Here is a 13,675-nt window from a genome sequence, read left to right on the forward strand (position 1 = left end):
GGTCTATGCATAACGTATCTGAAATCTTCACCTTATGGCCCACGGACGCGGATCTCGGACGCGATATCGGCGTTTCCTATCCCGCGGTGGCCGCTTGGAAACGACGCGGCTCTATTCCCGCAGCTTATTGGCGCGACATCGTCGCGGCGGCCCGCCGGCGCGGCTTCAGGGACGTGACCGCCGACACTCTTGCGGAACTTCACGCGGCGGCCGGCCATCTGCATGACCTCGGCAAGACCGATCGAGAGTTCCAAGACTATATCCTTGCGGAGGCCAATCCCGATTCTTCAATGCCTTCCAGCGGCCATTTCAGCCGCTTCAAGCATTTGCGCCGTTCACGATTCGCATCGGCGGAAGAAATTGACGATCACATCCGCGCGCTGCGCGAGGAATGGGATCGGCGATGAGCGAGGTGCCGCGTATCTATCTCGACGCCAACGTCTTCATCACGGCGTTCGAAAATGTCGGTGCACGCTCCGACCACGCCTGGTGGCTACTTAATGCTATCGAAGAGCGGGAAGTGGAGGCGGTGACGAGCGAGATCACGCTTGCCGAAATACTGGTAAAGCCGCTGGAGCTCGGCGACCAGAAGCTGGCGGAGAGCTACCAATCAATCGTCGCGCCGAACCCGCTGTTCGAGGTCTCGCCGGTGACGCGGGACCGGCTGGTCGAAGCGGCAACCGTTCGAGCTCGTCGGCCTTCGATCAAGCTGCCCGACGCAATCCACATCGCGACCGCCCAACACTATGGCTGCAACTTTTTCGTGAGCAATGACGAGCGGCTTGCCATGCCTGCCGGCATGAGGCGCATACCGCTGGGCCCCTTCACGCTCGACGATCTGAGGACAAACAGCCGTGACTGACTCCCCCCTCCTCTCCGTCGAGGACCTCTCCGTCGCCTTCGCCCAGGGCGGGCGCAGCACGATCGCGGTCGATCGCGTCTCGTTCGACGTGCGGCCGGGCGAGACGGTGGCGCTCGTCGGCGAGAGCGGCTCGGGCAAGTCGGTCACCGCGCTGTCGATCCTGAAGCTGCTCGCCTATCCGGCCGCCTCGCACCCCTCGGGCCGCATCCTGTTCAACGGCGAAAACCTGCTCGCCATGGACGAGGGCGCGATCCGCAAGGTACGCGGCAACGACATCACCATGGTGTTCCAGGAGCCGATGACCTCGCTCAACCCGCTGCACACGGTGGAGAGCCAGATCGCCGAGATCCTCGCGCTCCATCGCGGCATCGGCGGGCCGGCGGCGCGCGCGCGGGTGATCGAGCTGCTCACCGAGGTCGGCATCCCCGAGCCGGAGACGCGGCTCGGCTCCTATCCGCACCAGCTTTCCGGCGGCCAGCGCCAGCGCGTGATGATCGCCATGGCGCTCGCCAACGAGCCGAAGCTGCTGATCGCCGACGAGCCCACCACCGCGCTCGACGTCACCGTGCAGGCGCAGATCCTGAAGCTGCTGAAGGACCTGCAGGCCCGGCTCGGCATGACCATGCTGTTCATCACCCACGACCTCGGCATCGTGCGCAAGATCGCCGACCGGGTCTGCGTGATGAGCCGGGGAAAGATCGTCGAGCAGGGCACGGTGGCCGACGTGTTCCGCGCGCCGCAGCACCCCTATACGCGCGAGCTCCTCGCCGCCCAGCCGCGCGGCGAGGCGCCGCCTGCCCGGCCCGACGCGCCGGTGGTGATGGAGGCGCAGGACCTCAAGGTGTGGTTCCCGATCCGGCGCGGCGTGCTCCGGCGCACGGTCGGCCATGTGAAGGCGGTGGACGGCGTCTCGGTGGCCATCCGGCGCGGCGAGACGCTCGGCGTGGTCGGCGAGAGCGGCTCGGGCAAGACCACGCTCGGCCTCGCCTTGCTGCGCCTCATCTCCAGCGAGGGGCCGATCGTCTTCATGGGCCAGCCGATCGACGGGCTGCGCTTCAAGGCGATGCGCCCGCACCGGCGCGAGATGCAGGTGGTGTTCCAGGATCCGTTCGGCTCGCTCTCCCCGCGCATGTCGGTCGCCGACATCATCGGCGAGGGGCTGCGCGTGCACCAGCCGCAGCTGTCGGGCGCGGAGCGCGACGCCCGCGCCGTCGCGGCGCTGGCCGATGTGGGGCTCGATCCGGCGAGCCGGCACCGCTACCCGCACGAATTCTCCGGCGGCCAGCGCCAGCGCGTCGCCATCGCCCGCGCCATCGTGCTGGAGCCCTCCTTCATCGTGCTGGACGAACCGACCAGCGCGCTCGACATGATCGTGCAGGCGCAGATCGTCGACCTGCTGCGGGATCTTCAGGCCCGGCGCAACCTCACCTATCTCTTCATCAGCCATGACCTGCGGGTGGTCTCGGCGCTGGCCTCGCGCATCCTGGTCATGCGGCGGGGCAAGGTGGTGGAGGACGGCGCGGCGCGGGAGATCTTCAAGGCCCCGCGCGAGGCCTACACCCGCGCCCTGTTCGCCGCCGCCTTCGACATGGAAACGGCCCATGCCGGGGTGGTGTCGCAATGAGCCGGGACGAGAGGGATCGCGCCGCCCGCGGCGACATCGTCGATCGGCCGGCGCGTCTCACCCTGTCCGAGCCCGCCCCCATTGGCGACGGGTTCCGTCCTTATCAGCGCTTCGAGCTGGAACTCGCCCGCGAGGGCGGCAGCGGCCTTGCCCAGCGGCGCGACATATTGCGGGTCGGGAACGTCGCGGTGGTGCTGCCCTATGATCCCGTCGCCGGCTGCTTCGTGCTGATCCGGCAGTTCCGGCTGGCGGCTCATCTCGCCACCGGCCGCGGCGAGATCGTCGAGCCCGTGGCCGGGCATATCGATGCGGGCGAGAGCGCGGCGCAGGCCGCCCATCGCGAATGCGTCGAGGAGATCGGCGTCGCGCCGGTGCGGCTGATGCCGCTCATGGCCTTCATGCCCACCCCCGGCGTCACCGACGAGCATGCCGAACTCTTCCTCGCCGTCGTCGATTCCACGCGCGTGCCGGCGCTCAGCGGCGCGTCGGCGGAGACCGAGGAGACGCATCCCTTCCTGATCGGGATCGAGGAGGCGGTCGCGGCGCTGGCGCGCGGTGCGGTCGGCAACGGCTTCCTCATCATCGCGCTGCAATGGTTCGCGCTGAACCGGGCGCGGGCGGAAGCCTTTGGTGCGGGCGGCTGAGGCTCAGCCGATCCGGCGGACCGTGCGAACCGGCGCGCTCGCCTCGGCGATGCGGGTGAGCGCGGCCTCCAGCGGCTCGCGCACCACCGCCATGTAATGCGCCGTGGCGTGGAGCAGCGCGTCGCCGTCGACGATGCCGACATGGCCGGGCCAGAACAGCAGGTCGGCATGCTCGAGGCCCGCCGCGCCGCCCGTATAGGGCACCGGCGTGCCGACCGCCTGCTCCTGCATGTCGCTGTCGCGCGGGCAGTCGATCCCGGCCGCGGTCAGCGCCGTCTGCACCAGACCCGAGCAATCGAGGCCCATATTGGTGCGACCTCCCCAGAGATAGGGTGTGCCCATGAAGCGGCGCGCCACCTCGACGAAATCGGGCTCGGCCGCCTCGAGCGGGTCGAGATGCGCGGCGAAGACGAAGCCGCCCTCGGTGGTGGTGGCGAAGCGCTCGCGGATGGAGGCGACGGTGAGCCGGCTGCCGAGCGGCAGCGCGATGCTGGGCGGCATCTTGATGCTCGGCCGCGGATAGACATGGGTGCGCAGCGCCGCCACCTTGTGGGTCGCCCCCGGCCCGGCCGGGCCGAGCGCCTCGGCCGGCAGCCAGCCGACATAGCCGTCGCGGTCGAGCTGGCCCCAGGCCCAGCCCTCCTCCGTCGTCTCGTAGACGGTGACGGTCTCGCCGAACAGCGCCTCGGTCACGTAGCTCACCTCCGGCGAGGGCGTGCGCCGCATCGGCACGGTGGGCCAGAGCACGCGCCGGCTGGTGCCGTCGACGTAGCGGGCGGCCTCGACGGTGCCGCGCAGGTGGCGGGCGGCGAGGTCCGGGCGGGCGGGGGTCAGGCGCGGATCGGGGGGGCTCATCGCGTCAGGTCCTTCATCGCGGCAGCGCTTTCGCGGTGGCGACCATCAGGTCGCCGAGATGTTCCAGGTAGAGCGCACCCTCGACCGTGCGCTGGATCACCACGTTGCGCCGGTCGGCGTCGTCGCGCCGGCGCGAGACCAGCTTGAGCGCGCCCATCGTGTCGAGCGCACGGGTGATCACCGGCTTGGTGACGCCGAGCCGCGCGGCGAGCGCGCGCACCGTGTGGGGCGGCGATTCCAGATAGACGGTGAGCAGCACGGCGAGCTGGCGCTGGCTGAGATCGGGCGCATCGTCGTGCACCTGCGCCAGCGCGAAGCCGTGCAGCAGGCGCATCGCCTGGGAGGCGCGCATCTCGATCGCCATGAACGGCCCCGCCGTAATCGTTACGGTTGCGTATTGTTCTTGGCATCATGGCGCCTTCGCGGCAAGAGCCCCGGTTGCCGTTGCGCCACCCCGCCCCGGCCGCGCGCCGCCTTGTGCCGGGAATGATTAATGATAGGCTTCCGCCTTCGTAGCGGGAGAGTGGAGACGGGCCTTTGGGGGCGGAGCTGTCGAGACGGCGCCTGCTGGCGGGAGGCGCGGCGGCCCTCTCGGCCGCGGCTTTGCCGGCGGGCCGGCGGGCACAGGCCGCCGAGCTGACCGACATTCTCTGGGCGCGCAAGATCCGCGCCGTCGTGCCCGATTTCGACTCGCCGCCGTTCTTCTCCGGGCCGGGAACGCGGGTCACCGGCATCGACATCGACATATTGCGCGACCTCGGCACGGCGCTCGGAGCCGAGATCGTCTTCGACCGCGCGCCCAAGACCTTCAACGAGGCGGTGGCGGTGCTGGCGAACGGGGATGCCGACATCGCCGTCTGCAAGCTCTCGCGCACGCTCAACCGCGGCCGCATCATCCGCTACTCGCAGCCCTATGCGCGGCTGAACCACGGCCTGATCCTCAACCGCGTGCGCTTCGCCGACATGGCGCGCGGGCGCGAGGCGGAGGAGGTGATCCGCGGCTTCGAGGGCGAGCTCGGCGTCATCGCCAATTCCTCCTTCGCCGAATTCGCCCCGCGCAGCTTCCCCAAGGCCCGCATCCGCGAGTTCGACAGCTGGCCCCGTCTCGGCGAGGCGATCCGCGCCGGCAATGTCGACGCCGCCTATCGCGACGAGTTCGAGATCAAGAAGCTGATGGTGGACGACCCCTCGCTCACCATCGTCGCCCGCTCGGTCTCGCTGACCGACCTCACCGACACGATCGGCATCGGCATCGGCCCGCGCGCGCCGGACCTCGCCGCCTATGTCGATCTGTTCCTGCAGCTGACCAACCGGTCGCGCGCCCTCACCGCCGACGAGATCATCGCCCGCTACGGCGCCGGCGGGCACCGGGCCGGCTGAGGTGTCGACCACGCCGCATCTGTCGCCGCATCCCGCGCCGCGCGCCCCGCTCCTCTCGGGCGCGGGAATCGCGCGGTTCCTGCAGTCGCCGCTGGCGGTGGTGCTGTTCATCTGCGGCGGCGTGGTGTGCGGCATCTATGCGCCCACCCTCGCCCGGCTGCTGGCGCCGATCGGGCAGACTTATATCGGGCTGCTCAAGATGGTGGTGCTGCCCTTCATCGTCTCCTCGATCATCTTCTCCATCCGCGCGCTGATCCGCGATCCGGAATCGGCGCGCTATCTCTACCGCGTGGTGCTGGCGATCCTCGTCGTCTCCTTCGCCGCCGTGGCGGTGGCGGGCAGCCTGTCGCTGGCGCTGAAGCCGGGCGAGATCACCGATCCGCAGGCGCGCATCGAGTTCGGCCGGGTGCTGAACCGCGACAACACGCTGGCGACCGACCTGCAGATGACGCTGGCCGAGCCGGCCGTCACGGTGCAGCCGCCGGGGCCGCTGGTGAAGATCGTCGAGCTGGTGCCGAGCAACATCTTCGGCGCGCTGGCCGCGGGCGACACCATCAAGGTGCTGCTGTTCTCGCTGCTGTTCGGCCTCGCGGTCGGGCGGGTGCCCTATTCGGTCTCGAACAGCTTCGCCGAGGGGCTCGACACCGTCTACCGCGCCTGCATCATCCTGACGCGCTGGTTCAACGTGTTGCTGCCCTTCGCCTCCTTCGCGATGATCGCCGAGCAGACCGCCTCGATCGGGGTGCAGCCGCTGCGGCTGATGATCCATTTCCTCGTGGTGATGGGGCTGGCGACGCTGGTGTTCATGGCCGCCTCCGTCGCCATCGTCTCCGCCCGCTCCGGCCGGCCGCTCGGGACGACCTTCAAGGCGCACCAGACCACCTTCATGATGGCCATCGCCACCCGCTCCAGCGTCGCCTGCATCCCCTCGATCATCGATCTCCTGAGCTGGCGGCTGCGCTTCAGCCGCGTCGTGGTCGAGTTGCTGGTGCCGTTGCAGACCGCGCTGCTGCGGGCCGGGCCGATCATGCTCTATGTCGCCGGCACGCTGTTCATCGCCCAGCTCTACGGGCGCACGCTCTCGGCCTCCGACCTCGTGCTGCTCGGCTTCTCGGCGGTGCTGCTGGGGCTGACCACGGCGGGCATGTCGGGCGTCGTGGTGCTGTCGCAGATGTCGGTGCTGTGCGGCTATTTCGGCCTGCCCTTCGAGGCCGCCTTCGTGCTCTTCATCGCGGTGGACGCGGTATCCGACACCTTCCGCACGCTCACGCTGGTGTCGACCATCGCCGCGGCGACCGCCGCCATCGCCCCGCAGGCGGAGGAGCAGGACCACCATGTCGAGGACCGCCATTTCGCCCCCGCCCCGGTGCCCGGCGCGGCGGAGTGAGGCGCGGGCGCCCCTCCCCCGTCCCGATAGCGAATCCGGCCAAGTCCTGTAGGGTGGCGATTCGCCCGACCAGCCGGATCGCCGGAGGCCCCGAGATGTCCGACGCCGCCCCCTCGCTTGCGCCGCCGCCCGCCTCGGGTGGGGCGCGATGGTGGGACAGCCTCGCCGTCTATCTTCGCCCGCGCGTGCTGGCGATCATGTTCCTCGGCTTCTCCTCGGGCCTGCCGCTGGCGCTGTCGGGCTCGACGCTGCTGATCTGGATGCGCGAGGCCGGCGTCGATCTCACCACCATCGGCCTGTTCGCGCTGGTCGGCACGCCCTACACGCTCAAATTCCTCTGGGCGCCGGTGGTGGACGCCATCCCCATCCCCCTCCTCAGCCGCCTGCTGGGGCGGCGGCGCGGCTGGCTGGTCTTCGCGCAATTACTGCTGGCGGGGGCCATCGCGCTGCTGGCGAGCTTCGATCCGGCCAAGGCGCCGGGCATGGTGGCGCTCGGCGCGCTGCTGGTGGCGGCGGCCTCGGCGACGCAGGACATCGTCATCGACGCCTACCGCGTCGAGCGGCTCGACCCTTCCGAGCAGGCGGCGGGCATGGGCGCCTATGTCGCCGCCTATCGGGTCGGCATGCTGGTCTCGACCGCGGGCGTCCTGTTCCTCGTCAGCTTCATCGAGGGCTGGCTCGCCATTCCGGCGGCGCAGGCCTGGCACTACGGCTATCTCGCCATGGCGGCCTGCGTCGGCGTCGGCATGGTCACCGTACTTCTGTCGGGCGAACCGGCGGCGCCGCAAGGGCGCGAGGCCGTCGAAGCGGCGCAGGAGGGGCCGGTGCGCCGCGTGTTCCGTGCCGCCGCCGGCGCCTTCACCGAATTCCTGTCGCGCCGGCTCGCCATCGCCGTGCTGGCCTTCGTGGTGCTGTACAAGTTCTGCGACGCCTTCGCCGGCACCATGACGGCGCCCTTCGTCATCGATCTCGGCTTCACCCGCACCGACTACGCGGCGATCGTGAAGGGAGTCGGCCTCGCCGCGACGCTGATCGGCGGCATCGCCGGGGGGCTCGCCGCCCGCGCCTTGCCGCTCGCCACCATGCTGTGGATCGGCGCCATCCTGCAGGCGGGCTCCAACCTCACCTTCGCCTGGCTGGCGGGCCTCGGCACCAACTACACCGCGCTGACGCTGGCCATCGTCGCGGAGAACTTCACCGGCGCCATCGGCACGGTGGTGTTCGTCGCCTATCTCTCCGCGCTCTGCCAGAACCCGCTGCACACGGCGACGCAATACGCCCTGCTCACCGCGCTGGCCGCGGTCGGGCGCACCTATCTGTCGGCGAGCGCCGGCTATGTCGCCGCCGAGACCGGCTGGATGTGGTTCTTCGTCGGCTCGCTCGCCACCGCCGTGCCGAGCCTGATCCTGCTCGCCTATCTCCAGGCACGCGGCCATTTCCGCGAGCTGGTGCGGCCGGCGGGGACGTAGCCTTCCCCCTTCGTCATGGCGGGACATGTTCCGGCCATCCACGACGTCGACCGGGTGCATACGGCAAGAAAGACGTGGATCCCCGGGACAAGCCCGGGGATGACGGGATCGCCGAGGACGCCCCCTCACCCAGCCTCTCCCCGCCGGGCAGAGGGAGCAGACCGCATCCGGGACGACGCGAAGCCCGCTCAGAACGTCGTGCGGGCGCGGATGGCGGCGGCGAGCGTGCCCTCGTCGAGATAGTCGAGTTCGCCGCCCACCGGCACGCCATGGGCGAGGCGGGTGACCTTCACCCCGCTCTCGCGCAGCAGGTCGGTGATGTAGTGGGCGGTGGTCTGGCCGTCGACGGTGGCGCCGAGCGCCAGCAGCACCTCGCGGATCGCCGGATCATGGGCGCGGGCGACGAGGCTCGTGAGGTTGAGGTCATCCGGGCCGATGCCGTCGAGCGGGGAAAGCGTGCCGCCGAGCACGTGGTAGCGCGCGGTAATGGCGCCGGAGCGCTCCAGCGCCCAGAGATCCGAGACGTCGGCGACGACGACCAGCAGCGCGGGATCGCGGGTGGGATCGGCGCAGACGGTGCAGGGATCGCGCACGTCGATGTTGCCGCAGGTGCGGCAGACGGTCAGCCGCGCCAGCGCCTCGTCCATGGCGGCGGCGAGCGGGGCCATCAGCGCCTCGCGCTTCTTGATCAGCGCGAGCGCGGCGCGCCGGGCCGAGCGGGGCCCGAGCCCGGGCACGCGGGCGAGCAGCTGGATCAGGCGTTCGATCTCGGGACCGGCGACGGCGCGGGGCATGCGAACCTCTCGCCCCGGTCTAGACCATCCCCCTGCATTGGGGCAACGCCGACGTGATCGCCGCCGGCGACCGGATTTGCTCGACACGTCAGGGGGCGGTTGCTAACCGGGAAGCCAAGATCGCCAACGCGACACCAACGAGGGGATGCCGATGCTGCGACCGACGGCCCGAGCCGCCATCCATGCCGCCGCCGGGAGCGCGCCGCGCCCGCCTGCCCGCCTCCGCCGCGGGCTGTGCGCCTTCCCGCTGGGGCTGGCGCTGATGCTCGCGGCCGGCGTCGCCCCGGCCGCGGCGGCGGAGGGCGTCGGGCTCGACGGCGCCGGGCTGTCGCTCGTGTGGGGCATTCCCTTCGCCGGCATGCTGCTGTCGATCGCCACGCTGCCGCTGCTGGCCGGGCATTTCTGGCATCACCACTACGGCAAGGTGGCGCTGTTCTGGGCGCTCGCCTTCCTCGTCCCGTTCGCGCTCGTCCAGGGCGGCGGCGCGGTGGTGCACGAGGTGGCGCATGTCGGGCTGCTCGAATACATCCCCTTCATCATCCTGCTGTTCACGCTGTTCACCATCTCCGGCGGCATCCTCGTCACCGGCAATCTGCACGGCAGCCCGGGGGTGAACACGGCGCTGCTTGCCATCGGCACCGGGCTCGCCAGCCTGATCGGCACGACGGGCGCCTCGATGGTGCTGATCCGGCCGCTGCTGCGCGCCAACGACAACCGCCGCCACAACGTCCACACGGTGATCTTCTTCATCTTCCTCGTCTCGAACATCGGCGGCTCGCTCACCCCGCTGGGCGATCCGCCGCTGTTCCTCGGCTTCCTGAAGGGCGTCGACTTCTTCTGGACCACCGAGCACCTGCTGCACGAGACCGGCATCATCGTGCCGATCCTGCTGGCGCTGTTCTACGCCATGGACCGCTACTATTACGCCCGCGAGGAGAACCTGCCGGCCCGCCCGGACCCGACGCCGGACACGGAGAGCCTCGGCCTGCGCGGCAAGCGCAACATCCCGCTGCTCGGCGGCGTCATCGCCGCCATCCTGATGAGCGCGCTGTGGAAGCCGGGCATCAGCTTCAACATCCTCGGCACGCCGGTCGAACTGCCCTCGCTGGTGCGCGACGTGCTGATGCTGGTGCTGGCGGCCATCTCGCTCGCCATCACCCCGGCCTTCATCCGCGAGCGCAACGGCTTCGACTGGGAGCCGATCCGCGAGGTCGCCAAGCTGTTCGCGGCGATCTTCCTCACCATCGTGCCGGTGATCGCCATCCTGAAGGCCGGCGAGCAGGGCGCGCTGGCGCCGCTCGTCAACCTCGTCACCGACGAGGCCGGCAACCCGGTGAACTTCTGGTATTTCTGGCTGACCGGAATGCTCTCCGGCTTCCTCGACAACGCCCCGACCTATCTGGTCTTCTTCAATCTCGCCGGCGGCGATGCCGAGCACCTGATGGGACCGCTGGCGGTGACGCTGGAGGCGATCTCGGCGGGCGCGGTGTTCATGGGGGCGCTGACCTATATCGGCAACGCGCCGAACTTCATGGTGCTCGCCATCGCCAAGGGGCGCGGCGTCGCCATGCCGAGCTTCTTCGGCTACATGGCCTGGTCGGGCGCCATCCTGCTGCCCTGCTTCGCGCTGGTGACCTGGTTGTATTTCCTGTAGCGCGACCGCCCGCGCTTCTCGTCCCTGCGTCGCCTCCCCGCGTAGATCGCTCCCCTCATCCCCGGGCTTGACCCGGGGACCCCGCTTCCGGCGGGCCGCTCGTGACGCCCGCACCAAGCCGGCCGGTCACGGCAGCGGGGTGCCCGGGTCAAGCCCGGGCATGAGGGAGAGTTGCGAGGGTGCCGCCTTCGCGCGCCGGGCATCCCGCCCGGGCACGAGGGGCGGCTGACGGGGTCGGCGTCACTCCGCCGCGATGGCGATGTGCGGCTGCGCCTGCATCACCTCGGCGTCGACATGCGCCTCGAAGCGCGTGAAATTCTCCGCGAACATCGCCACCAGCGCGCGCGCGGTGGCGTCGAACTCGGCTTTGCTGGCCCAGGTCTTCGCCGGGTTGAGCAGATGCGGCTCGATGCCGGGCACGGAGGTCGGCACCGCGAAGCCGAAATAGGGATCGGTGCGGAAATCGACCTCGCGCAGCGAGCCGTCGAGCACGGCGGCGAGCAGGGTGCGCGTCACCCCGATCGGCATGCGCCGGCCCACGCCCTCCTTGCCGCCGGTCCAGCCGGTGTTGACCAGCCAGCAATCGACATTGTGCCGGGCGATGAGGTCGCGCAGCAGGTTGCCGTAGACCGAGGGGTGGCGCGGCATGAAGGGGGCGCCGAAGCAGGTGGAGAAGGTCGCCTCGGGGCCGGTCACGCCCTTCTCGGTGCCCGCCACCTTGGCGGTGTAGCCGGAGATGAAGTGGTACATCGCCTCGGCTGGGGTCAGCCGGGCGATGGGCGGCATCACCCCGAACGCATCGCAGGTCAGCATGATCAGGTTGCGCGGCTGGCCGCCCCGCCCGCTCGGGCTGGCATTGGCGATGAAGTCGAGCGGGTAGCAAGAGCGCGCGTTCTCGGCCAGCGAACCGTCGTCGAAATCGGGCACCCGCGTCTCGGGGTCGAGCACGACATTCTCGAGCACGGTGCCGAAGCGGTTCGAGGCGGCGTAGATCTCGGGCTCGGCCTCGGCCGAGAGGTTGATGGTCTTGGCGTAGCAGCCGCCCTCGAAATTGAACACGCCGTCATCGTTCCAGCCGTGCTCGTCGTCGCCGAGCAGGATGCGGGAGGGATCGGCCGAGAGCGTGGTCTTGCCGGTGCCGGACAGGCCGAAGAAGATCGCGACGTCGCCGGCCTCGCCGGCATTGGCCGAGCAGTGCATCGGCATCACGCCCTTGGGCGGCAGCTTGTAGTTCAGGAAGCTGAACACCGATTTCTTCATCTCGCCGGCATAGGAGGTGCCGCCGATCAGCACGAGGCCGTTGGTGAAGTCGCAGGCGATCACCGTCTCGGTGCGCACGCCGTGCTTTTCAGGATCCGCCTTGAAGCCGGGCAGGCACAGGATGGTGAGGCCCGGCTGGGCGCTTTCCAGCGCGGCGCGGTCGGGCCGGCGCAGCATGGTGCGGATGAACAGGGCATGCCAGGCGAACTCGGTGTAGACGCGCACGCCGAGCGCATGGCGCGGATCGGCGCCGCCCTCGAGGTCCTGCGCGAACAGGGTCCGGGTCGCCGCATAGGCGAGGAAATCCGCCTTCAGCACGTCGAAATGCTCGCGCGAGATGGCGTTGTTGTTGTCCCACCAGATCTCGTCTTCGGTCTCGCCGTCGCGGATGATGAAGCGGTCCTTCGGGCTGCGGCCGGTGTGCACGCCGGTGTCGGCGGCGATCGCGCCGGACGCGGTGAGACGGGCCTCGCCGCGCGCGATGGCGCGCTCGTACAGGACCGGCTCGGTGAGATTCCAGTAGACGATGCCCGAACCTTCGAGGCCGAGGGCGGCGGCGCCACTGGCGCTGTTGCGTGTGCCGGTTTCCTGCACGGTATCCTCCCTGGTTGCCGGAGCCGTTAGCGGCTCCCGTCGCATGGGCCGACCGACCGTCGAAGCACGCCCGGTAAGGTCAGCGTCTTCGCCGCCACTTGTGCTGGTTTTATGGCGGGCGCCGGCAGTGGAGGCAGCCGGCCGCGGTCCAGCCCGTGGCCGGCATGACTATTGGTGAAAGCCGGTTGACGCGCAATGCGGTCGGCATCCGCGCGCCGCAGGTAAAAGCGCGGCATCGATGGAGAAACACTATTGTCCCGCCACGATTGTGCTAAGCAATCGACATGGCGACATCACCGCAAGCCGCGCGCATCGAAGCGCCCCCCGAGGGATCCGCCCCTGTCCGGGGGCGCGTGCCGTGCTTCGAGTGCCCGCTGCGCCAGATGCGCGCCTTCATCAAGAAGAGCGAGCCGGAGATCGCCTTCCTGAACTCCATGAAGCGCGACCACCTGGTCGTCGCCGCCGGTTCCGAGATCATCCATCCCGAGCAGGCCGACGCCGAGCTGTTCACGCTCTTCTCCGGCTGGGCCTTCCGCTACAAGAGCCTGCCCGACGGGCGGCGGCACATCCTCAACTTCCTGCTGCCGGGCGACTTCATCGGGCTGCAGGCCTCGATGTTCGGCGCCGCGCTGCACGGCGTCGAGGCGCTGACGGCGGTCGAGCTCTGCGTGTTCCCGCGCCGGCGGGTCTGGGCGCTGTTCGAGAGCATGCCCGAGCTCGCCTTCGAGGCGACCTGGCTGGGCGCGCGTGAGGAGAGCCTCGTCGACGAGAACCTGATGTCGGTCGGCCTGCGCAACGCCACCGAGCGCGTCGCCGCCCTCATCATCTCGCTCTACAAGCGCTGCGACGCGCTGGGGCTGGTCGAGGACGGCGCCTTCGAGTTCCCGCTGAACCAGACCCACATCGCCGAGGCGCTGGGCCTGTCGCTGGTGCACACCAACAAGACGCTGGCGCGGCTGCGCCGGCTCGGGCTGTTCAGCCGGCAGAACGGCCGGCTGAAGCTGGAGAACCCGCGCGTGCTGGAGCGCCTCGCCCAGCATTTCGACGACGAGGTGACGCCGCGCCCGCTGCTGTGAGGTGATTTGATCCGACTGGTCCGATCATCCACCGGATCGGTCTGATCATCCACCTCACTGCACCGATCGGTCAGTG

Annotated in this window: 13 protein-coding genes; 9 read left to right on the plus strand and 4 right to left on the minus strand. The window is 69.8% G+C overall.

Features of this window, described 5'->3' with window-relative positions; all coding sequences use genetic code 11:
• The first annotated feature begins 5 nt into the window (after window positions 1–5).
• The 4 genes from ACEUEL_RS20120 to ACEUEL_RS20135 are packed head-to-tail and all read left to right on the plus strand — an operon-like array spanning window position 6 to window position 3,130.
• Window positions 6–407 carry a hypothetical protein gene (locus ACEUEL_RS20120; RefSeq protein WP_405709311.1) on the plus strand — a complete coding sequence of 134 codons (402 nt, stop codon included), beginning with the start codon at window positions 6–8 and terminating at the stop codon, window positions 405–407.
• Window positions 404–862 carry a type II toxin-antitoxin system VapC family toxin gene (locus tag ACEUEL_RS20125; protein WP_405709314.1) on the plus strand — a complete coding sequence of 153 codons (459 nt, stop codon included), beginning with the start codon at window positions 404–406 and terminating at the stop codon, window positions 860–862. The genes ACEUEL_RS20120 and ACEUEL_RS20125 overlap by 4 nt, the downstream gene beginning before the upstream one ends.
• The gene (locus tag ACEUEL_RS20130; protein WP_405709317.1) at window positions 855–2,486 is read left to right on the plus strand and encodes an ABC transporter ATP-binding protein; all 1,632 of its coding nucleotides are present in this window, start codon (window positions 855–857) and stop codon (window positions 2,484–2,486) included. The genes ACEUEL_RS20125 and ACEUEL_RS20130 overlap by 8 nt, the downstream gene beginning before the upstream one ends.
• On the plus strand, window positions 2,483–3,130 hold the full coding sequence (locus tag ACEUEL_RS20135) for an NUDIX domain-containing protein (protein WP_405709319.1): 648 nt from the start codon (window positions 2,483–2,485) through the stop codon (window positions 3,128–3,130). The genes ACEUEL_RS20130 and ACEUEL_RS20135 overlap by 4 nt, the downstream gene beginning before the upstream one ends.
• A gap of 3 nt (window positions 3,131–3,133) precedes the next feature.
• On the opposite strand, the gene ACEUEL_RS20140 is transcribed toward ACEUEL_RS20135, so the two are convergent.
• Both ACEUEL_RS20140 and ACEUEL_RS20145 read right to left on the minus strand, forming a co-directional pair.
• The gene (locus tag ACEUEL_RS20140; RefSeq protein ID WP_405709322.1) at window positions 3,134–3,985 is read right to left on the minus strand and encodes a C40 family peptidase; all 852 of its coding nucleotides are present in this window, start codon (window positions 3,983–3,985) and stop codon (window positions 3,134–3,136) included.
• 13 nt (window positions 3,986–3,998) lie between these two features.
• Entirely contained in the window at window positions 3,999–4,349 is a 351-nt protein-coding gene (locus ACEUEL_RS20145; RefSeq protein ID WP_405709325.1) for a MarR family transcriptional regulator, read from the minus strand.
• A gap of 173 nt (window positions 4,350–4,522) precedes the next feature.
• Here ACEUEL_RS20145 and ACEUEL_RS20150 point away from each other — a divergent pair, with 173 nt between their 5' ends.
• From ACEUEL_RS20150 to ACEUEL_RS20160, 3 genes are all read left to right on the plus strand, one after another.
• Window positions 4,523–5,365, plus strand: a complete 843-nt coding sequence (locus ACEUEL_RS20150; RefSeq protein ID WP_405709328.1) for a substrate-binding periplasmic protein — start codon at window positions 4,523–4,525, stop codon at window positions 5,363–5,365.
• A 1-nt stretch (window position 5,366) separates the two neighbouring features.
• Window positions 5,367–6,752 (plus strand): dicarboxylate/amino acid:cation symporter, encoded by a 1,386-nt coding sequence (locus ACEUEL_RS20155; protein WP_405709331.1) that lies wholly within the window; start codon window positions 5,367–5,369, stop codon window positions 6,750–6,752.
• A 95-nt stretch (window positions 6,753–6,847) separates the two neighbouring features.
• The gene (locus ACEUEL_RS20160) at window positions 6,848–8,221 is read left to right on the plus strand and encodes an AmpG family muropeptide MFS transporter (protein ID WP_405709333.1); all 1,374 of its coding nucleotides are present in this window, start codon (window positions 6,848–6,850) and stop codon (window positions 8,219–8,221) included.
• 188 nt (window positions 8,222–8,409) lie between these two features.
• On the opposite strand, the gene recR is transcribed toward ACEUEL_RS20160, so the two are convergent.
• Window positions 8,410–9,015: a recombination mediator RecR gene (gene recR, locus ACEUEL_RS20165; RefSeq protein WP_405709336.1), complete on the minus strand. Its 606-nt coding sequence runs from the start codon at window positions 9,013–9,015 to the stop codon at window positions 8,410–8,412.
• Window positions 9,016–9,277: 262 nt separating this feature from the next.
• On the opposite strand from recR, the gene ACEUEL_RS20170 reads away from it, so the two are divergent.
• Window positions 9,278–10,669 carry a sodium:proton antiporter gene (locus ACEUEL_RS20170; protein ID WP_405709559.1) on the plus strand — a complete coding sequence of 464 codons (1,392 nt, stop codon included), beginning with the start codon at window positions 9,278–9,280 and terminating at the stop codon, window positions 10,667–10,669.
• A gap of 240 nt (window positions 10,670–10,909) precedes the next feature.
• Here ACEUEL_RS20170 and ACEUEL_RS20175 read toward each other — a convergent pair whose 3' ends face one another.
• Window positions 10,910–12,523: a phosphoenolpyruvate carboxykinase gene (locus tag ACEUEL_RS20175; RefSeq protein WP_405709339.1), complete on the minus strand. Its 1,614-nt coding sequence runs from the start codon at window positions 12,521–12,523 to the stop codon at window positions 10,910–10,912.
• Window positions 12,524–12,876: 353 nt separating this feature from the next.
• On the opposite strand from ACEUEL_RS20175, the gene ACEUEL_RS20180 reads away from it, so the two are divergent.
• Window positions 12,877–13,599: a Crp/Fnr family transcriptional regulator gene (locus ACEUEL_RS20180; RefSeq protein WP_405709342.1), complete on the plus strand. Its 723-nt coding sequence runs from the start codon at window positions 12,877–12,879 to the stop codon at window positions 13,597–13,599.
• The last annotated feature ends 76 nt before the right edge of the window (window positions 13,600–13,675 follow it).

This window comes from Ancylobacter terrae, from assembly GCF_045108345.1.
GTDB lineage: Bacteria > Pseudomonadota > Alphaproteobacteria > Rhizobiales > Xanthobacteraceae > Ancylobacter.

Coding starts and splice junctions, on each gene's coding strand:
- ACEUEL_RS20120 (WP_405709311.1), top strand. CDS start 6: ATGCATAACGTATCTGAAATCTTCACCTTATGGCCCACGGACGCGGAT.
- ACEUEL_RS20125 (WP_405709314.1), top strand. CDS start 404: ATGAGCGAGGTGCCGCGTATCTATCTCGACGCCAACGTCTTCATCACG.
- ACEUEL_RS20135 (WP_405709319.1), top strand. CDS start 2,483: ATGAGCCGGGACGAGAGGGATCGCGCCGCCCGCGGCGACATCGTCGAT.
- ACEUEL_RS20140 (WP_405709322.1), bottom strand. CDS start 3,985: ATGAGCCCCCCCGATCCGCGCCTGACCCCCGCCCGCCCGGACCTCGCC.
- ACEUEL_RS20145 (WP_405709325.1), bottom strand. CDS start 4,349: ATGGCGATCGAGATGCGCGCCTCCCAGGCGATGCGCCTGCTGCACGGC.
- ACEUEL_RS20160 (WP_405709333.1), top strand. CDS start 6,848: ATGTCCGACGCCGCCCCCTCGCTTGCGCCGCCGCCCGCCTCGGGTGGG.
- recR (WP_405709336.1), bottom strand. CDS start 9,015: ATGCCCCGCGCCGTCGCCGGTCCCGAGATCGAACGCCTGATCCAGCTG.
- ACEUEL_RS20170 (WP_405709559.1), top strand. CDS start 9,278: ATGCTCGCGGCCGGCGTCGCCCCGGCCGCGGCGGCGGAGGGCGTCGGG.